The 18,455-nt window shown below is 67.8% G+C and carries 16 protein-coding genes; 5 read left to right on the top strand and 11 right to left on the bottom strand.

The features are described from left to right. The first annotated feature begins 221 nt into the window (after positions 1-221). From FBQ73_RS08440 to FBQ73_RS08425, 4 genes are all read left to right on the top strand, one after another. Complete coding sequence (locus tag FBQ73_RS08440) at positions 222-1,262, top strand: branched-chain amino acid ABC transporter permease (protein ID WP_138399060.1); 1,041 nt, start codon at positions 222-224, stop codon at positions 1,260-1,262. A 199-nt stretch (positions 1,263-1,461) separates the two neighbouring features. Beyond that, on the top strand, positions 1,462-3,189 hold the full coding sequence (locus FBQ73_RS08435) for a branched-chain amino acid ABC transporter ATP-binding protein/permease (protein WP_246089628.1): 1,728 nt from the start codon (positions 1,462-1,464) through the stop codon (positions 3,187-3,189). Then, positions 3,186-3,938 carry an ABC transporter ATP-binding protein gene (locus FBQ73_RS08430; RefSeq protein WP_138399058.1) on the top strand — a complete coding sequence of 251 codons (753 nt, stop codon included), beginning with the start codon at positions 3,186-3,188 and terminating at the stop codon, positions 3,936-3,938. The genes FBQ73_RS08435 and FBQ73_RS08430 overlap by 4 nt, the downstream gene beginning before the upstream one ends. 31 nt (positions 3,939-3,969) lie before the next feature. Further along, a complete protein-coding gene (locus tag FBQ73_RS08425) occupies positions 3,970-5,676 on the top strand; it encodes an acyl-CoA dehydrogenase family protein (protein ID WP_138399057.1) in 1,707 nt (568 codons plus the stop codon). Between the two features lie 215 nt (positions 5,677-5,891). Here FBQ73_RS08425 and FBQ73_RS08420 read toward each other — a convergent pair whose 3' ends face one another. From FBQ73_RS08420 to FBQ73_RS08370, 11 genes are all read right to left on the bottom strand, one after another. Then, on the bottom strand, positions 5,892-7,046 hold the full coding sequence (locus tag FBQ73_RS08420; RefSeq protein WP_138399056.1) for an ABC transporter substrate-binding protein: 1,155 nt from the start codon (positions 7,044-7,046) through the stop codon (positions 5,892-5,894). Positions 7,047-7,124: 78 nt separating this feature from the next. Beyond that, the gene (locus FBQ73_RS08415) at positions 7,125-7,556 is read right to left on the bottom strand and encodes an acyl-CoA thioesterase (RefSeq protein ID WP_138399055.1); all 432 of its coding nucleotides are present in this window, start codon (positions 7,554-7,556) and stop codon (positions 7,125-7,127) included. A gap of 11 nt (positions 7,557-7,567) precedes the next feature. Next, positions 7,568-8,329, bottom strand: a complete 762-nt coding sequence (locus FBQ73_RS08410; protein WP_138399054.1) for an SDR family NAD(P)-dependent oxidoreductase — start codon at positions 8,327-8,329, stop codon at positions 7,568-7,570. Positions 8,330-8,348: 19 nt separating this feature from the next. After that, complete coding sequence (locus FBQ73_RS08405) at positions 8,349-9,599, bottom strand: thiolase family protein (RefSeq protein WP_138399053.1); 1,251 nt, start codon at positions 9,597-9,599, stop codon at positions 8,349-8,351. A gap of 221 nt (positions 9,600-9,820) precedes the next feature. Next, a complete protein-coding gene (locus FBQ73_RS08400) occupies positions 9,821-11,674 on the bottom strand; it encodes a feruloyl-CoA synthase (protein ID WP_246089627.1) in 1,854 nt (617 codons plus the stop codon). A gap of 123 nt (positions 11,675-11,797) precedes the next feature. Further along, on the bottom strand, positions 11,798-12,631 hold the full coding sequence (locus FBQ73_RS08395; protein WP_138399051.1) for a crotonase/enoyl-CoA hydratase family protein: 834 nt from the start codon (positions 12,629-12,631) through the stop codon (positions 11,798-11,800). Positions 12,632-12,891: 260 nt separating this feature from the next. Next, complete coding sequence (locus FBQ73_RS08390) at positions 12,892-14,112, bottom strand: 3-hydroxybenzoate 6-monooxygenase (protein ID WP_138399050.1); 1,221 nt, start codon at positions 14,110-14,112, stop codon at positions 12,892-12,894. A 134-nt stretch (positions 14,113-14,246) separates the two neighbouring features. Then, positions 14,247-14,888 (bottom strand): maleylacetoacetate isomerase, encoded by a 642-nt coding sequence (gene maiA / locus FBQ73_RS08385; RefSeq protein WP_138399049.1) that lies wholly within the window; start codon positions 14,886-14,888, stop codon positions 14,247-14,249. After that, the gene (locus FBQ73_RS08380) at positions 14,885-15,589 is read right to left on the bottom strand and encodes a fumarylacetoacetate hydrolase family protein (protein ID WP_138399048.1); all 705 of its coding nucleotides are present in this window, start codon (positions 15,587-15,589) and stop codon (positions 14,885-14,887) included. Before FBQ73_RS08380 ends, maiA begins: the two co-directional genes overlap by 4 nt. Beyond that, positions 15,582-16,424, bottom strand: coding sequence for a maleylpyruvate isomerase N-terminal domain-containing protein (locus FBQ73_RS08375; RefSeq protein ID WP_170218810.1), 843 nt, complete (start codon positions 16,422-16,424; stop codon positions 15,582-15,584). The genes FBQ73_RS08380 and FBQ73_RS08375 overlap by 8 nt, the downstream gene beginning before the upstream one ends. Then, complete coding sequence (locus FBQ73_RS08370) at positions 16,414-17,508, bottom strand: cupin domain-containing protein (protein ID WP_138399046.1); 1,095 nt, start codon at positions 17,506-17,508, stop codon at positions 16,414-16,416. The genes FBQ73_RS08375 and FBQ73_RS08370 overlap by 11 nt, the downstream gene beginning before the upstream one ends. Positions 17,509-17,825: 317 nt before the next feature. On the opposite strand from FBQ73_RS08370, the gene FBQ73_RS08365 reads away from it, so the two are divergent. Then, positions 17,826-18,332, top strand: a complete 507-nt coding sequence (locus FBQ73_RS08365) for a MarR family winged helix-turn-helix transcriptional regulator (RefSeq protein ID WP_138399080.1) — start codon at positions 17,826-17,828, stop codon at positions 18,330-18,332. Positions 18,333-18,455: the final 123 nt, after the last annotated feature.

Here is an 18,455-nt window from a genome sequence, read left to right as displayed (position 1 = left end):
AGAACCAGCCGGGAGGGACGTCCGCGTCCCGAAAAGTCGCCGCCAGATCCGACGCCCTTTCGGGCGAACGCATCCGTGCGGCAGGACGCAAGAGCACGCTCCGATCGAATTGCCCCGCAATATGATCGGCAAAACGTTCTCTTTTCATAACGTCGGAGCCGGTTTCACCGTTCAGGCCCAACACCCTGGACGGAGCCGGCTGGAGGGGGAGACACGCATCCGTGGACGGCACGATTCTGCTTTTCCTGCTGCAGGACGGTATCACGAACGGAGCGGTCTACGCTTTGCTCGGCATTGCCATCGTCCTCATCTTCGCGGTCACCCGCGTCATCTTCATTCCCCAAGGCGAGCTGGTCGCCTTCGGCGCGCTCACCTATGCGCTTCTGGAGGCGGGCCGGCTGCCGGGCACCGTGTGGCTCACCCTGGCCTTCGGCGCGCTCGCCTTCGCCTTCGATCTCGCCGCATCGCTTAGCACCGGGATCGACGCGAGGAAACTCACCCGCAGCGCCGGCCTCACCCTCGCCCTGCCGGCGGCCCTCCTTGCCGTCACCTATGGCGTGGCCGGGGCGGGCTTCGGACCCGGCGTGCACATCCTGCTCACCCTCGCCCTCGTCACGCCGCTCGGCCCCTACATCTACCGGGTGGCGTTCCAGCCCATCGCCTCGGCCTCCATCCTGGCCCTGCTCATCACCGCCGTGGGCGTGCATCTCGCCCTTGTCGGGCTCGGGCTCGTCTTCTTCGGTGCCGAGGGGGTGCGGGCGCCGAGCCTGTCGGAGCTAACGCTGGAACTCGGCCCCCTGCTGGTGAGCGGGCAGAGCCTCGTCATCTACGCGGTCACGCTGCTTGCCATCGGCGCGCTCTGGTTCTTCTTCGAGCGGACCTTGTGGGGCAAGGCGCTGAAGGCCACCGCGGTCAACCGCCTCGGCGCGCGTCTGGTGGGCATCCGCACCACCTTCGCCGGCGCCCTCGCCTTCGGCCTCGCCGCGCTCGTGGGCGCGCTCTCCGGCATCCTGATCGCGCCGGTGACCACCATCTATTACGACACCGGCTTCCTCATCGGGCTCAAGGGGTTCGTGGCCGCCATCGTGGGTGCGCTGGCGAGCTATCCGCTCACCGCCGTCGCCGCCCTCGCGGTGGGGATCGTCGAGGCCTTCTCCTCCTTCGTCGCCTCGGACCTGAAGGAGGTCATCGTCTTCATGCTGATCATCCCGGTGCTGGTGTGGCGCTCCCTCACCCAGCCCCATGTGGAAGAGGAGGACTGAGCCCGTGACCTCCCCTCCCGCCGCGACCCATGCCCAACCCCTCCGCTCCGAGGCGCCGATGACCGCACGCTCCGAAGCCGCGCTGCCACCGACCACCGCCGGCGGGCCGCAGACCGAAGATCAACGCAGCATCCCGCGCGGCCGGCTGAAGCTGCCGCCGCTCGAACCCTGCATCGCCATCGCCGTGTTCGCGGCAATCATGGCGGTGCTGCCGCTTGTCCCCGGCGTGCCGCTTTTCGCCATCACCCTGATCGGCAATATAGGCCTTGCCGCGCTGGTCGCCCTCGGGCTCGTCCTGCTCACCGGCGTGGGCGGCATGACCTCGTTCGGGCAGGCCGCCTTCTGCGGTTTCGGCGCCTACACCACGGCGGTGCTCACCACCACCTACGGCTGGTCGCCCTGGGCCACCCTGCCGGTGGCCCTGCTGGTGGCGGGCAGCGCGGCGGTGGTGCTCGGCCTTCTCACCGTGCGCCTGTCGGGACACTTCCTGCCGCTCGGCACCCTGGCCTGGGGCATCAGCCTCTATTACCTGTTCGGCACCCTCGACATCCTCGGCCGCCACGACGGCATTTCCGGCATCCCGCCCTTCTCCATCGCCGGCCATGACCTAACCGACCCGCGCACGGTGCATTACCTCATCTGGGGCCTGGTGATCGGCGCGGCGATCCTCACCATGCACCTGCTCGACAGCCGCGTCGGCCGCGCGATACGGGCCCTGCGGCGCGGACAGCTGGCAGGCGAATCCTTCGGCATCGACGCAGCGCGCATGAAGCTCGTGGTGTTCGTCTATGCCGCGCTCCTTGCCGGCCTCTCCGGCTGGCTCTACGCCCATGTGACGCGCACCGTCACCCAGACCCCGTTCGGCATCAATGCCGGCATCGAATACCTGTTCATGGCGGTGCTGGGTGGCGCCGGGCAGATCTTCGGCGCGGTGGTGGGCGCCGGCCTTGTCACCGTGCTGAAGGAAGCGCTCCAGCGCGTGCTGCCGCAGGTCTTCGGCCATGGCGTGCAGCTGGAGGCCGTGGTGTTCGGCATCCTGCTGGTGGGGTTGCTTCAGGTGGCGCGGGAGGGCGTGTGGCCCCACATCGCCGCCCTGTGGCCGGCGCGCGGGCGGCCCGTGCCCCCCGATGCCCCGGCCCTGGCGCGGCGCGGCGCCTCCGCGGCACCGTCCGAAAAGCTGCTGGTGCTCGACGGCGCGGTGAAGAAATATGGCGGCCTCACCGCCGTGAACGCCGTGTCCTTCGCCGTGGGGCGCGGCGAGATCGTCGCCCTCATCGGCCCGAACGGGGCCGGCAAGAGCACCACCTTCAACCTCATCACCGGCGTCACCCGCCTCACCACCGGCGCGGTGCGCTTCGAGGGCATGGACATCACCGGCGCCCCGCCGCAGGAGATCGCGCGGCTCGGCATCGCCCGGACCTTCCAGCACGTGAAGCTCAATCCCGAGATGAGCGTGCTCGAAAACGTGGCGCTGGGCGCCCACCTGCGCGGCCATGCCGGCGTCCTCGCCTCCATGCTCCGCCTCGACCGGCGCGACGAGGCCCGCCTTCTGGGGGAGGCACGCCGGCAGATCGAGCGCGTGGGCCTCGCCGAGCACATGCTGAAGCCGGCCGGCAGTCTCGCCCTCGGCCAGCAGCGGGTGGTGGAGATCGCCCGGGCGCTGGCCCTCGACCCGGTGCTGCTGCTGCTCGACGAGCCGGCCGCCGGCCTGCGCCACAAGGAGAAGGAAGCGCTCGCCGCGCTGCTGCGCAGCCTGCGCGCCCAGGGCATGAGCGTGCTGCTGGTGGAGCACGACATGGGCTTCGTGATGGGGCTGACCGACCACATCGTGGTGCTCGACTTCGGCACCAAGATCGCCGAGGGCCCGCCCGCAGCCATCAAGACCAACCCCCAGGTCCTCGAAGCCTATCTCGGAGGTGTGGCATGAGCGTCGAGCCCGGCATCCGCCCCGGCGCCGTGGAGGCCACGGTGCTTCTCGACATCGCGGGCGCCTCCATCGCCTATGGCAAGGTGCGCGCGGTGGAAGGCGCCTCCCTGCGCGTCGGCGCGGGCGAGATCGTCACCGTCATCGGCGCCAACGGGGCCGGCAAGTCCACCCTGCTGAACGCCACCATGGGGGCGCTGCCGCTGGCTGCCGGCACCATGACCTTCCTCGGTCGCGACGTGGGCCGCCTTGCCGTGGAGGAACGCGTCGCCCTCGGCCTCAGCCTCGTGCCCGAGCGGCGCGAGTTGTTCTCCACCATGAGCGTGGAGGACAATCTGGTGCTGGGCGGCTTCCGCGTGGCCCGCGCCGTGGCCCGCGACACCCTCGCCGAGGTCTATGACCGCTTTCCCCGCCTCAAAGAGCGACGACGCCAGCTCGCCGGCACCATGTCCGGCGGCGAGCGGCAGATGCTGGCCATGGGCCGCGCCCTCATGGGCCGCCCGAAGCTGCTGATGCTCGACGAGCCCAGCCTCGGGCTGGCCCCGCGCATCGTCGCCGACATCTTCCGCATCATCGCCGACCTGCGCGCGTCCGGCGTCTCCATCCTGCTGGTGGAGCAGAATGCGCGCGCGGCGCTCGCCGCCGCCGACGTCGCCCATGTGATGGAGCTCGGCACGGTGACCCTGTCCGGACCCGCCGCCGTGCTCGCCCGCGATGAGCGGGTGATCGAGAGCTATCTCGGCTTCCACTGATCCTTCCGACCCCCCCCCCCACGAGGGCGCCATGACCTATCGTCCGCCGATCGACGAGATCCTGTTCACCCTGGCCCAGGTTGCGGTGCCCCCCGGCAGCCCGCCGCCCCTGCCTGCAGACGAACTCTCCGCCATACTGGAGGAAGCGGGCCGCTTCTGCGCCGAGCGCATCGCCCCCCTCGACCGCACCTCGGACCTGATTGGCGCGCGATGGGAGGACGGCCGCGTCACCACCCCGCCCGGCTTCAGGGAGGCCTATGCGGACTGGATCGCCGGCGGCTGGAACGCCGTCGCCCAGCCGGAGGCATACGGCGGCTCCGGCCTTCCCATGTCGGTGGGCACCGCCGCCATGGAGATGTTCACCTCGTCCTGCATGGCGCTCTCCACCCTGCCGGTGCTGTCGCAGGGCGCGGCGGACGCCATCGAGGCCCATGCCTCGGACGCGCTGAAGGCGCTCTATCTGCCCAGGCTCGTCTCGGGCGAATGGACCGGCACCATGAACCTCACCGAGCCGCAGGCGGGCTCGGACCTCGGCCTCCTGCGCACCCGCGCCGAGCCCCTCGGCGAGGGACGCTATCGCATCACCGGCTCGAAGATCTTCATCACCTTCGGCGCCCACGACCTCGCGGCGAACATCATCCACCTGGTCCTGGCCCGCCTGCCCGACGCCCCGGCCGGGGTGAAGGGCATCTCCCTGTTCCTTGTCCCGGAGCGCTTCGTGGCGGCGGACGGGACGCTGGGGGCGGAAAACGACCTGCGCTGCGCCGGCATCGAGCACAAGCTCGGCATTCGCGGCTCGCCCACTTGCACCATGGTGTTCGGCGATGGCGGCGGCGCCATCGGCTGGCTGGTGGGGGAGGAGAACAAGGGCCTCGCCTGCATGTTCACCATGATGAACAAGGCCCGCCTCGCCACCGGCCTCCAGGGCGTCGCCATCGCGGAGAAGGCGACCCAGAAGGCGGCCGCCTATGCGCTGGACCGCCGGCAGGGACGCGCGGCCGGCTTTGACGGCGCAGCGCCCATCGCCGCCCATCCGGACCTTGCGAAGACGCTCGCCCGCATGAAGGCGCTGACCACCGCGGCCCGGGCCATCGCCTATGCGGCGGCCGCCGCCATTGACGGTGGCGATGCCGGCGACGCGCGCGCCAGCCTGCTCACGCCGGTGGTGAAGGCATTCTGCACCGACATCGGCTGCGAGGTGGCCTCCCTCGGCATCCAGGTCCATGGCGGCATGGGCTTCGTGGAGGAGACCGGCGCCGCCCAGCTGCTGCGCGACATCCGCATTGCGCCCATCTATGAAGGCACCAACGCCATCCAGGCCATCGACCTCGTGATGCGCAAGATCCCCCGCGAGGGCGGGACCGAGGTGGCGCGCCTGATCGCCGAAAGCCGGGCGGACGTGGCGCGGGCAGAGAACCGCGTCGGCCCCTCGGCGGCGATCCTGGCGGAGGCGCTCACCGCGCTCGAAGCCGCCACCGCCCATTTGCTGTCACCCACCACCGGCGAAGCCGCGAAGCTGCTGGTGGCGCAAACCTACCTGCGCCTGTTCGGCCTCGCCCTGGGCGGGGCGCTGCTGTCGCGCGGCGCCGCGGCGGCGGGGACAAGGGAAGCCGACTGGATCCGGCTCGCGCGCATCTATGCGGAAGACATCGCCGCCGAGGCGGAGGGCCTTGCCGGGCAGGTCCTCTCCACCCGCCGCGATCCCGCCGACTACCGTGCCCTCGCCGGCGTCGGCTGACGCTGCCGGAGCACATGGCTGGAACAAATGGCCGGAGCAAATGGAAAGGGCTCCCGGATCGCCTCCGGGAGCCCTTTTTCATGAACCTCGTTTAGAGCGTTTTCGAGCGAAGTGGATACCGGCTCGCGCAAAGAAAACGCCTAAACTCAAGAACCTAGAGCATTCCCCCGATTCAGTGAAACGGGGGAATGCTCTAGGAGCGCGCGGCCCCCACCTCACTCGACCAGAACCCACTTGCCGTCCTTGACGGTGATCAGGATTCGGGCGCGGTCGTCCACGCCGTAATGGTTGGTGGGGGTGTAATTGTAGACGCCCTGGCTCGCCTTCAGCTCCTTCTCGCTTTCCAGCGCATCGCGCAGGGCGGCACGGAATTCGGGCGTGCCGGGCCGCGCGGTCTTGAGCGCGACAGGCAGCACCCGCTCCAGCAGCTGGAACACGTCGTACATATGGGCGCCGAACTGGGTGACGGTGCCCTCGCCGAACTTCGCTTCATAGGCCTTGGTATAGGCCATACCGGGCGCCTTGGTGGCACTTGCCTCCGGCTGCTCGGCGGCGGCCACCACCGGCCCCGAAGTGAAGATCACCCCCTCCGCGGCCTTGCCAGCGATGCGGATGAAGTCGCGCGTCACCGCCCCGTGGGTCTGGTAGATGGGGCCCTTGTAGCCACGCTCGCGCAGCGCGATGACCGGCAGGGCGGCGGCCGTGCCGGAGGCGGCGACCAGCACCGCATCCGGCTTCTGGGCGAGGAGCTTCAGCGTCTGCCCGGCCACGGACGTGTCGGCGCGGGCATAGCGCTCGTCGGCGACCATGGAAAGGCCGAGCGGCTCGCCATTGGCCTTGAACTCCTTCACCCAGAGGTCGCCCCAGCTGTCGGAGAAGCCGATGAGAGCCACCCGCTTCACCTTGCGCTTGAGCATGTCCTCATAGATGCCCTTGGCCATCAGGGACACGGGCTGCGGCATGGAGAAGCTCCATTTCTCCTTGCCGGGCTGGAAAGGAATGGGGCTGAGCGCGAAATGCGGCACCTGCACCTCCGCCGCCACGTTGGCGACGGCCAGGGTGGCCGGCGTCACCGCCGAGCCGATGAGCACGTCCACCTTGTCCTCGGTGGCGAGGCGCCGGGCATTGGTGGTGGCGACCGTGGGGTCGCCCGCATCGTCGAGCGGGATGATTTCCAGCTTCAGCCCGGCGATCTCCCTGGGCACCACGTCGATTGTGTTCTTCTCCGGGATGCCGAGGGCCGCGCCCTGCCCGGTGGTGGAAATGGAGGCGCCGATGCGCACCACATCGTCCGCCGCCAGTGCACCGGTGCCGCCGAGGGCAAGAAGCAGCGCCGCGCCTGCGAGCGGACGCCGAAAGGCATAGGTCATTCTCGTCTCCTCCCCTGTTTGATTTGCCCTGGCCGCCCCGCTTTGCGGTGGTGTTCCGGCCAAAGGATGTGTTGCCGCTCAGCCTTCCGAGAGCCGCCGGATCACCTCCTGCGGGATCGGGCGGGACTTCAGCCGCTTGGGATCGTCGGGATGCGGGCCGACCCAGACGCGGGTCTCGTAGCCCTCGATGGCGAGCACCTCGCCCTCCGGCGCCGGCTTCAGCACCTTGTGCAGCACGTCGAAGCTGGAGGTGCGGATGGCGCTGATGGTGGTCTCGATGACGATGTCGTCGCCGAACGTGGACGGCACCATGAACTTCGCCCGCGTATCCACCATGGGGTAGCCGACGATGTCGAACTGGCGGATGAGGTCCCGCTTCAGCCAGCCCGCCTTCTCGAACAGGGCATGGGTGGAGGCGTCGAACATGGCGAAATAGCGCGGGTAGAAGACGATGTTGGCGGCATCGCAATCCCCCCATTCGATGCGCACGGTCCGGCGGTTCACCAGCATTGTATCCTCCTTCAGCGGGGGGGCAGGCGCAGCGCGCCGTCGAGGCGCACGGTCTCGCCGTTGAGGAACGCGTTCTCCACCATGTGCACGGCGAGGGCGGCGAACTCCGCCGCCTCGCCGAGGCGGGAGGGGAACGGGATGGAGGCGCCCAGCGCCCGCTGCACCTCCTCCGGAAGGGTCTTCAGCAGCGGCGTGGCGAACAGGCCGGGGGCAATCACGTTCACCCTGATGCCGAAGCCGGCCAGTTCGCGGGCGATGGGCAGCGTCATGCCGACGATCCCGGCCTTGGAGGCGGCATAGGCCGCCTGCCCCACCTGCCCCTCGAACGCCGCCACCGATGCGGTGGAGACGACGACGCCGCGCTCGCCATCCTCCAGCGGGTCGAGCGCCGTCATGGCGGCAGCGGCGAGGCGCAGCATGTTGAAGGTGCCGAGGAGATTGACCCGCACCACTTTCTCGAAATCGGCCAGGGGCTGCGGGCCGTCCTTGCCCACCACGCGCTTCGCGCTGCCGATCCCCGCGCAATTGACGAGGATACGCGCCGGCCCGTGGGCGGCCGCTGCGACCGCAAGCGCGGCGTCCGCCGAGGCGGGGTCGGCCACGTCGCAGGGCGCGGCGATGCCGCCGATGGCGGATGCCACCTCCCGCGCCGCGTCGGCATTGAGGTCGAGCACCGCCACTCTGGCGCCACGCGCCGCCAGCGCCTGCGCGGTGGCGCGGCCGAGGCCGGAGCCGCCGCCGGTGACGATAGCGGCCGTCTGTTCAAGCTTCATCTGTTGCTCCCGCGTCCACTCAGGCGGCTTCAGGGTTTTCGACCAGCATGGCGATGCCCTGCCCGCCCCCGATGCAGGCCGAGGCGATGCCGTAGCGCAGGCCCGATCGCTTCAGTTCGCGCGACACGGTGAGGGCGAGCCGCACGCCGGTGGCGCCCAGGGGATGGCCGATGGCGATGGCGCCGCCGTTCACGTTCAGCCGGTCCCCGTCGAGGTCGAGCTCGCGGGCGCAGGCCATGATCTGCGCGCCGAACGCCTCGTTGATCTCGATGCGGTCCACGTCGGCGACGGCGATGCCCGCCTTGGCGCACACCGCCCGGATGGCCGGCACCGGGCCGATCCCCATGATGTGGGGCCGCACCCCCACGGCTGCGCTGGCGACGATACGGGCGAGCGGCGCCCTGCCCTTCGCCTTCAGCCAGCCGCCGGAGGCGAGTACCACGCTTGCCGCCCCATCCACCACGGCGGAGGAATTGCCGCCGGTCTGCACCCCGCCGAAGGCCGGGCGGATCTTGGCCAGCACCTCCAGGGGCGAGGGCCGCACATGGCTGTCCTCCTTCACCACCTCACCCTTGGCCTTCAGCTTGATGGCGCGGGGCTTCAGGCCGTCCGCCTCGAAGGTCTCGTCGGTCACGGCCACAATCTCGCCGTCGAAGAAGCCTGAGGCGCGGGCGGCGAGCGCCCGCTCGAAGGAGCGCGCGGCGAAGGCGTCCACCTCATCGCGGGTGATCTGGAAATCCCGGGCGAGGTTCTCCGCCGTGCCGCCCATGGTGGTGTCGCAGTCGGTGTCGAGGAGGCTTTCCCAGAGGAAGTCCTTGAACTCCACCTGGCCCATGCGAAAGCCGCCGCGATGGGTGTAGGCCGCCACCGGATTGCGGCTCATGGATTCGGTGCCGACGCACAGCCCCACCTCGGCGCGCTTCTGGGACAGGGCGTCGGCGGCCTGGGCGATGACCTCCACCCCGGTGCCGCAGATGCGCTGAACGAGATGGGCCGGCACCTCGGTGCGCGCGCCGCAATAAAGGCCCACGTGGCGGGGCAGGAAATAGGCGTCGAAGCTGGCCTGCGCCATGTTGCCGGCCACCACCGTGCCGACCTCGGACGGGTCGACGCCGGCCCGGCGCAACGCCTCGCGCCCGGCCTTGATGCCGAGGTCGGTGGGCGAGACCTGGGACAACGCGCCGTTATAGTCCACGAACGGCGTGCGGGCGCCGTCCACGAGGAAGACGTCGTCGAAGCTGAGCGTGACCGCGCCGGGAACCGTGCTCATGGAAGGACCTTTCTTGCTGCGTGTTCTTGCGGCATGCGTCGGACCATCGGGCGCCGGCAAGGCCGCGCGCCCGCAAGATCGTCGGGGGATTCGGAAACTCCGGGGGAGTGGCCTGCGCCGCATCGATCGGCTTGCGATGCAAGCTGATCGATGCGTGCTCTTTGCTTAAGTTTAGAGGGCGGTTCACCGAGCAAGTTGATTCAATTTGCTCGGATCGCGCTCTAGAGCCTCACCACGTTGGGCGCGCTCTCGGCGGCGTAAAGGGCCTCCACCTCGCTCGCGCGATTGGCGAGCACGGCGCGCTGGTTCAGCGAGCCCTTGTCGGTGGCCTCGCCGAGGTCGATGGAGGGCGGCTCGGCGAGGAGGGCGAGGCGCATCACCCGGGTGGAGGACCCGGTGGAGACCTTGGCGATCTCGGCGAGCCGCGCCCGGAAGGCGTCATGCACCGCCGGATCGGCCAGCACCTCGGCCAGCGCCGCATCGGCGGGCAGATGGGGGGCGAGCGCGCGGACCGCGTCCTCCTCCGGGAACACCAGCATGCCGATGTCGTCCCGGTCGTGGCCGGTGACCACGGCATCCTTCACCAGCGGATCGAGCTTGCCGATGAAGTCCACCCGCAACGGCCCGACGCTGACCCAGGTGCCGGTGGCCAGCTTGAAGTCCTCGGAGACCCGCCCGTCGAACTCGAAGCCGGCGGCGAAATTGTTCGGTTCGGCAAGCCGCAGCGCATCGCCGAGCAGATAGAAGCCCTCGGCGTCGAACGCGCTCTGGGTGAGGTCCGGGCGGCGCCAGTAGCCGGGCATGATGTTGGGGCCGCGCAAGCGCGCCTCCAGCTTGCCGGCATTGGGCACGAGCTTCAGCTCGACGCCGCGATGGGGCACCCCGACGATGCCCGGCCGGTCCACCTCGCGCACCCCGATGAGTGCGCCGGGGGCGGTCTCGGTGGCGCCGAGGGAGGTGGTCATGGTGATGGCATGGCCCACCGTGTCGATGGAGAGGTCGCGATAGGCGTCCCACACCGGCTTCGACAGTCCCGCCCCGGCATAGAACATGAGCTTCAGCCGGGAGAAGAAATGCAGCCGCAGCGCCTCGTCGGCCTGGAGATAGGGCAACAGCGCCTCGAACCCCTTCGGCACGTTGAAATAGATGGTGGGCGCGATCTCCCGCAGATTGCGCACCGTCGCCTCGATGCCGTTCGGCATGGGCTTGCCGGCGTCGATGTAGAGGGTGCCGCCATTATAGAGGGCGATGCCGAAATTGTGGTTGGAGCCGAAGGTATGGGCCCAGGGCAGCCAGTCCACCAGCACCGGCGGCTCGTCCTTCAGGAAGGCCATGGCCTCCGCCAGCATGGCCTGGTTGGCGCAGATCATGCGGTGGGTGTTGGTGACCGCCTTGGGATAGCCCGTGGACCCGGAGGTGAGCAGGAACTTGGCGATGGAATCCGGCCCCACCTGGGTGCGCGCGGAGACCACCGCCGAGGAGATGGGGCGTTCCAGGAGGCTGCTGAAAGGGGTGGCGCCCAGCTCCTCCGCGCTGTCGTCGGAGACGACGATCTCGATGCCGCGCTCCTTCACCTTCCTCAGCGCGCGGGCATAGGCCCTGCCCTCCGCCGCGAAGACGAGGCGCGGGGTGAGCAGGTCGAGGGCATAGCTGAGCTTGCCCAGGTCCTGCGACACCAGCGAATAGGCCGTGGACATGGGGCAGGTGGGCACGCCCACCGACATGCCGGCGAGGGAGACGAGGGCGTGGTCGATGCCGTTGCCGGAGAGGATGAGCACCGGCTCGTCCTCGGACAGGTCGCGGGCGAGCAGTGCCGCGCCGATATGCAGGATCTGCTCGAAGGCGGCACCAAAGGTCAGCTCGCGCCAGCCGCCGCCGGCCCTGCGCTCGGCGAGGAACACCCGCTTGGGCGTCACCTTGGCCCAATGCTCCAGCCGGTCCACCAGCGAGGCGGCGTAATGGGGCAGAGGCTTGGCCGAACGGACCACGATGACCCCGTCCGGCCGCGTCTCCACCACAGGGTCGAGCTTGCCGAACAGGCGCAGGGGTGCGCTCGGCGGAATCATGGCGTGCATCATTCCCTCCCGTAGGCTGCCGTCGCCCCATGGCGCGACGCCTCGTCGTTTCCTCGGCCCCGCCAGTTCTCCGGCGCGGGCCATCCTGCCGGTTGATCCGGCGTGATGCTTGGACCGTCCGGATCAGTCCGGGCGGGTCACCTTGGCGGCACGCTTCTCGAGGAAGGCGCGCACGCGGGTCTTGGCTTCGCGATCGCCCTGGGCGACGGCGGAAACGAGGGATTCCATCAGGTAGCCCACGCGCGGATCACTGTCGGCGATGCGCGGCAGGGCCTGGATGACGGCGAAATTGGTAAGCGGGGCGTTGCCGCAAATGCGCCGGGCAAGGTCGAGCGCATGGGCAAAGCCCTCGTCCTCACCCACCAGATATTGCGAGAAACCGAGGCTGACGCCCTCCGCCGCCGAATAGGAGCGGCCGGTCAGCATCATGTCCGCCATGCGCGCGACGCCGATGAGCTTGGGCAACCGCACCGATCCACCGCCGCCCACGAAGATGCCGCGCTGCCCTTCGGGCAGGGCATAGAAGGCGGACGGCTCGGCGACGCGGATGTGGGCGGCGCAGGCAAGCTCCAGCCCGCCGCCGATGACCGCGCCCTTGAGCACCGCCACCACCGGCACGCGGCCGAACTCGATCTTCTCGAAGCAGCGGTGCCAGGCGCGGGAGTGGAACACCCCGTCGGTCACGTCCCGCTCGGAAATTTCCGAAAGATCGAGCCCGGCGGAAAAGTTGGGGCCGATGCCGTGGATCACCACCGCCCGCACATCGTCGGGAATGGACGAGAAGCACGCATCCAGCGCCTCGATGGTGGAATCATTGATGGCATTGCGCTTGGCCTGCCGATCGAGACCCACGATGAGAATGTCCCCATCCCGCGTGATCACCAGTGGGCCTTCCGTGTGGCGATGATGCGCCCCACCGAACCCGTTCGCGACCTGAGCCGGCGCCGCATCAGCCATGGGCCTTCCCCCTCTCTCATTTCCATTTTTGTTATTATCTATAACATTATTTGGAAGTCAATCGGTGCCGTCGCGGCAAGGTTCTTTTTGATGCGACGGGGCGGGATCTGCGACGCCGGCCCAGCACGAACAGGCCGATGAAGAAGGCGCAATCCCCCGCCCCACCTCTGCCGAACAAGCCGGACAGAATCCTCCGGCTGCCAAATCCTGATGCCAAGTCTTGCTACCAAGTCTTGATGCCATGGTTCGATATACGAGACCTACGCCGGGATATGCTTGCCACCGTGCATTTCGCCGGCATTGTTCTGCATGCCGCCATAGATCCAATCGACGCTCTGGTACCATTCCTCAGGGGTCTTGTTGCGCATGATCGTGTTGCGCAGCTCCGCATGAGCGCCGGCCGGGTGATAGATGTGCTCGCCGATCCAGCGCGACTGCAATTGCACCCGGGCTGTTCTGAGATGCCGCTTGCCGACATAGGATGTGATCGCGCGTGCAACATCGCCGGTGACGGCTTCGAGCTCGACGCCGAGGCAGACGGCATCCTCCATCGCCATGCACGCACCCTGGGCGAAATACTGCATCATGGGATGGGCGGCATCGCCGAGCAGGACCACCCGGCCGTCGTGCCAATTGTCGACCGGATCCCGGTCGCACAGCACCCAGAGCTTCCAGTCCTTGCCGATCTCGATGATCTTCTGTGCCTTTTCATGGATATGGGTGAAGCCCCGCCGGACCTCGTCGTGGCTGACCGGCTGGCCGGCCACCGGCTCCGGTGCGTCATTGTGATAGGTGACGACGAGGTTAAAGAGCTTCCAGCCCGACAACGGATAATGGACCAGGTGGCATTTCGGCCCGGCCCAGAGGGTGGCGGCATTCCAGCGCAGATCCTCGGGCATCGCCTCGACCGGAACGACCGAGCGATAGGTGGTGTGGCCGGAAACGCGGGGCTTGACGTTACCCACCACACGCTTGCGGACATTCGACCACAGGCCATCGGCCCCCACCAGCATCCGGCCCCTCACCCGCTCGCCATTGGCGAGAATGGCCGTCACCGTGTTTTCGTCCTGCTCGTAGTCGACGACTTCCGAACTGGTGCGAAGATCAACCAGAGGATTGTCGCTGCAAGCCTTTAGAATGACGCTGTGCAGGTCGCCGCGATGGATGACGCCGTAAGGATTCTTGTAACGCTTGCGGAAGACATCATCGAGCGGAATACGGGCGACCTCCTCCGCGGTCATCGCATCCATGAAGCGCAGGCTGTCGATATAGACGGCCATGGCGCGGGCCTGTTCGCCGATGCCGAGCGCATCGAAACAATGGAATGCATTGGGACCGAGCTGGATGCCGGCACCGATCTCGCCGAGCCTTGGGGCGCGTTCGAGCACGGTCGAGGTCTGGCCGCGCTGGGCCAGGCCGATGGCGGTGGAAAGGCCACCGATGCCGCCGCCGGCGATCAGGATAGGAAACTGTTCAGTCATCGTCCGTTCCTCCGGAATTGGTGCCGCAATCTTGTGTACGGTCATAGGAATAGCGTTTGCCGTCCGGTGTCCGGCGGCATCGATGCGGCTTGGCGCAGGTGGCGAGCGGTCGCCGCAGCCGGCGACCGCGGTTGTCAGGCTTCGGCGTCCGGCTGGCGGCCGGGCACGGCCTCCGCAAATGCCGGCAATGCCTCGCAGGCGGCGCGGATTTCGGCGAGCCGTGTCAGGTCGGATATGTCGACATGGAACCGATCCGCCGAGGCAAGCTGGGGGACCAGGCAGATGTCGGCGAGGGAGGGCGTATCGCCAAAGGTGAATGCGCCGCCATGCGTCTGCCGCCGGGCGACCGCCTCGCAGCCTTGCAGCGCCGGCCTTATCCATGCACCGCACCAGGTGTCCTTGACCGCCTGGTCGGCGCCAAAGCGCCGTTCGAGGTCATTCAGAACTCGCACATTCTGCAACGGATGGGTATCCGCTGAGATATCGAGCGCGAAGGCGCGCACCCTGGCCCTGAGGGCGCGATCCTCGGGGATCAGCCGGACATCGGGAAAGGTCTCGTCCAGCCACTCGATGATGGCAAGCGACTGATTGAGCACTAGGTCGCCGACAACCAGCGTCGGCACCAGTCCCTGCGGGTTAAGCGCAAGATAGTCGGGTGTCCTTTGCTCCCTGCGCCGCAGATGGACGGGCCTGAACTCGTAGCCCAACCCCTTGAGATTGAAGGCGATGCGGCAGCGCCATGCGGCCGAAGACCGGAAATAGCCGTAGAGGATCATTCGGCGGCTCCGATCGTCAGCTGGACCGGATCGAGCCCATCGATGCCGCCGGTGATCACATGGCCCGTGACCACCGGGCCGACACCAGCCGGCGTGCCGGTATAGATGAGGTCACCGGGGGCGAGGTGATAATAATGCGACAGATGTACCAGCAGCTCGGTCACGCTCCAGATCAGGTCGGAAAGATGGGCGTCCTGCTTCCGCACGCCATCGACATCGAGCCAGATGCGCTGCGGGCCGACCGCGCCGAAACCGGCCGCCGGGGCGATGGGAGCGATCACCGCGGAGCGCTCGAAATCCTTGCCGAGATCCCAGGGACGGCCGGAGGCGCGCGCCTTCAGCTGCAGGTCGCGCCGCGTCATGTCGAGGCCGCAGGCATAGCCGAACACGGCATCGGCCGCCTCGTCCGCCGACGCCTTGAACAAGGGCTTGCCGACGGCGATGACGAATTCCATCTCATAATGATAGTTTTCGGTGCCTGCGGGATAGGCGACCGTCTCGCCGGACTGGACCAGCACCAGCGGGTTCTTGAGAAAATAGAACGGCGCCTCCCGGTCAACTTCGACGCCCATTTCCTTGGCGTGTTCCGCATAATTACGGCCAACGCAGAAAATCCGGTGCACCGGATAGACATCATCCGTGCCTTTGACCGGAACGGTGGGAAAGGTCAGAGGGGCAAACAGGTGCTTGGTCTCAGGCATGGGAATTTTCCTTTTCAACAATGTCTGCATTCGGCCGCAACGCCGGCGGAGCCAGGGCGGCGATGCGCTGCTGTTCGTCCGCGCCGGGTCCTGCCTTCGCCCCGGATCCGCAACCGCAGAGCCAGTGGGCAAGGTCATGCAGGCGGCCCTCCATCACCCGGCCCGCCACGACGATCCGACTGCCACCGTCATGGCGGGCGGACGCGGCAAGCGCCGGCTCAATCGCGTTCAATTGGGCGATCCGCTCGTCGATCAGCGCGCGCAGAAAGTCGGCGGGGGCGTCGCGCAACGTTCCGCCATTGCCGAGATTGACGGCCTGCAGCCAGATTTCCCGGGCCCTCAGCCAGGGCGTTTGCCTGACCGTCGCCGGTTCGCTCTCCCAGGCATCGAGCGGCCGGTCCCAGTCCTCGACCGAGAGATCGCGCCATTCGACGGTGAGATGGATGTCCGCATGAGTGACGAGGTGGCGGAGGGCGCCGGCCGGCAGCGTGCCGCCATCGGCAATCTCCGCCTCGCGCTGGCCCGGCTCGGGAAACAGATGCAGGTCCGCACCCGTCCGCGCCCGTTCCGTCAGCCGCGTCAGCGCCCGGGCGTGATAGCCCACGCAGGCTGCGACGTGCTGGCGGCTCCAGCCCGCCACCACACTGGGCCGGAGCAAATCCGCATCCCCCAGTTCGTTGAGCTTGAGGGCGAAATAGGCGGCGCCCCGCCGTGCCCACCCAAGCTCGCGGACCGGCGCATTCGGCGCGTCATAGCGCGCGCCCAGCCCCTGGCGAAGACGCAGCGCATCTCGGGCCGCATCCAAGGGTGTGGATCGGGCGGCCTCAGGGCTCACGACCGTCCACCTGAACGCGGTCGAAATGCAGCCGTTCCATGATCGGCGCATCCGAGAAGCGAAACAGGTCGAGCGCGGTCTCCGCCTGAAGCGACCACGGGATCCAAGACGGAATGACAAAGATGTCGCCCCTTTCGAGCGCCTTTGTCTCGCCGTTCAACATCACCGCCCCGCGGCCTTCGAACACCTGGAAAACGGTGGAACCCACTTCCCGCCGCGTCGCGGTCTGCGTGCCTTCGCGCAGGCGGTGGAATTCGGCGCGGATGGTGGGCATGACATCGCCGCCAGTGGTCGGATTGACATAGCGGATCGCCGCGTGCCCCTGGCCGACGGTTGCCGAGACGCCCTCCTCCTCCAGCAGGAGCTGCTCGGTCAGGGCACGATCGGTGAACGCCCAGCGGTAGGCGCCGATGGGCGAACTGACGGTATTCTGCAGGCCCGACAGCGGGCGCAGGCCGGGATGGCACCACAGCCGCTCGCCACGCGAGAAAGCCGGGGTCGCATAATCGGTGACGCGGTCGGCGCCGAACTCAAAGAAGCCGACATCGTTGATCTGCGCGAAGGGAATGTCGAGCCCGTCGATCCAGGCCATCGGCTGGTCGGTATCGTTGTGGTGGCCGTGAAAGTTCCAGCCGGGTGTCAGCAGAAAATCGCCGCGGCTCATCCGGACAGGATCGCCGTTGACCACGGTCCAGACACCCTCACCTTCGCACACGAAGCGGAATGCGTTCTGCGAATGGCGGTGTTCCGGCGCGGTCTCGCGCGGCCCGAGATACTGGATGGCACACCACAGGGTGGGGCTGATATAGGCATGGCCGCCCAATCCGGGATTGCCGAGGCCGAGCGCCCGGCGCTCGCCGCCGCGGCCCACCGGCACGAGATCGCCCGAGCGCCTGGCCAGCGGATAGAGTTCGGACCATTTCCACAGATGAGGAACCGCCTTCGGCTTCGGATGGCGCGGCATCAGATCGCCGAGCTGCGTCCAGAGCGGCAGGATGTGGTTGCGCTCGAAATCGGCATAGAGCTGGCGGAGCTCCAGCGTGTCGTCTGGCGCCATGGCATGCGCAGCCGCAGTGTTCTTCATGTTTTCCTCCCGCCGTAGGCGCCTGTTCCCGGCCCATGCGTTGGGGACCGGATGGGATGGCGATCGTTATTTGATTGCTCCGCCCGGAGCTCCACCGGTCGGCTCCGGAAATTAATAAGTATACTTAGTATTATGTGCTGTCAACAGCGCAGGAGTTTCTAGAGCACGCGCCCATCAGCTTGCAGCGCACGCTGATCGGATAACGCGTTCTCTATCCATAAGTTAGAGGGCGCTTCACCGATCAAATTGATTCAATTTGATCGGTTCGCGCTCTAGGATGGCGCCATCCGGGACCCAGAGTGGATCGAGAAGTGCAAATGCCGCCCCGACACGCTACGCCACAAGGCCCTGACCAATCACCACTTTTCGACCTGCCGGGGCATCTGATCCGTCGTCTCCAGCAGATCGCTGTCTCGATCTTCATCGGCAGATGCGAAGCGGCTGGCTATGACCTGACGCCCGTGCAGTTTGCGGCGCTGACGATGATCCGCAACCATGGCGGCCTGGCCCAGACGACGCTCGCAGGCCTGATCGCCTACGACGCGGCCACGTTGGGTGGCGTGGTCGAGCGGCTGGTGCAGAAGGGGCTGGTCCGCAGGGAAACCTCAAGCCAGGATCGCCGCGCCAAGAGCCTCCATGTCACCGCCGAGGGTGAAGCACTGCTTGAGGCCGTCGCGCCCATCGTCGCCGATGTCCAGAAGGCAATACTCGCAGGCCTGACACCGACCGAGCAGCGCACCTTCATGCATCTGCTGCGAAAAGCAACCGATGCGGGCAATGCGCTGAGCCGTGTGCCGCTGCGCAAGTCCGGGGATTCGCTCTAGAGCGTTTTCCTCGCGTTTTGATTTGGCTGGGCTTCCCAAATCTGCGGCGTTCTGATTCAAGCTTCGTGTCGGAGAGGGAGGCCGACATGCATGGCCAGGACGCTGTCTTTGGACCTGCGGGAG

It is taken from the genome of Xanthobacter autotrophicus (genome assembly GCF_005871085.1).
Taxonomy (GTDB): domain Bacteria; phylum Pseudomonadota; class Alphaproteobacteria; order Rhizobiales; family Xanthobacteraceae; genus Xanthobacter; species Xanthobacter autotrophicus.
The sequence above is the reverse complement of the archived record's forward strand: the minus strand, read 5'-3'. Positions and strand labels throughout refer to the sequence as shown.

Bases quoted from the DNA above. Each gene is read 5' to 3' on its own strand.
- maiA (WP_138399049.1), bottom strand. From the start codon at position 14,888: ATGATCCTCTACGGCTATTTCCGGTCTTCGGCCGCATGGCGCTGCCGC.
- FBQ73_RS08425 (WP_138399057.1), top strand. From the start codon at position 3,970: ATGACCTATCGTCCGCCGATCGACGAGATCCTGTTCACCCTGGCCCAG.
- FBQ73_RS08380 (WP_138399048.1), bottom strand. From the start codon at position 15,589: ATGCCTGAGACCAAGCACCTGTTTGCCCCTCTGACCTTTCCCACCGTT.
- FBQ73_RS08370 (WP_138399046.1), bottom strand. From the start codon at position 17,508: ATGAAGAACACTGCGGCTGCGCATGCCATGGCGCCAGACGACACGCTG.
- FBQ73_RS08415 (WP_138399055.1), bottom strand. From the start codon at position 7,556: ATGCTGGTGAACCGCCGGACCGTGCGCATCGAATGGGGGGATTGCGAT.
- FBQ73_RS08395 (WP_138399051.1), bottom strand. From the start codon at position 12,631: ATGGCTGATGCGGCGCCGGCTCAGGTCGCGAACGGGTTCGGTGGGGCG.
- FBQ73_RS08435 (WP_246089628.1), top strand. From the start codon at position 1,462: ATGGCGGTGCTGCCGCTTGTCCCCGGCGTGCCGCTTTTCGCCATCACC.
- FBQ73_RS08420 (WP_138399056.1), bottom strand. From the start codon at position 7,046: ATGACCTATGCCTTTCGGCGTCCGCTCGCAGGCGCGGCGCTGCTTCTT.
- FBQ73_RS08365 (WP_138399080.1), top strand. From the start codon at position 17,826: ATGCCGCCCCGACACGCTACGCCACAAGGCCCTGACCAATCACCACTT.
- FBQ73_RS08390 (WP_138399050.1), bottom strand. From the start codon at position 14,112: ATGACTGAACAGTTTCCTATCCTGATCGCCGGCGGCGGCATCGGTGGC.
- FBQ73_RS08430 (WP_138399058.1), top strand. From the start codon at position 3,186: ATGAGCGTCGAGCCCGGCATCCGCCCCGGCGCCGTGGAGGCCACGGTG.
- FBQ73_RS08410 (WP_138399054.1), bottom strand. From the start codon at position 8,329: ATGAAGCTTGAACAGACGGCCGCTATCGTCACCGGCGGCGGCTCCGGC.
- FBQ73_RS08400 (WP_246089627.1), bottom strand. From the start codon at position 11,674: ATGCACGCCATGATTCCGCCGAGCGCACCCCTGCGCCTGTTCGGCAAG.
- FBQ73_RS08405 (WP_138399053.1), bottom strand. From the start codon at position 9,599: ATGAGCACGGTTCCCGGCGCGGTCACGCTCAGCTTCGACGACGTCTTC.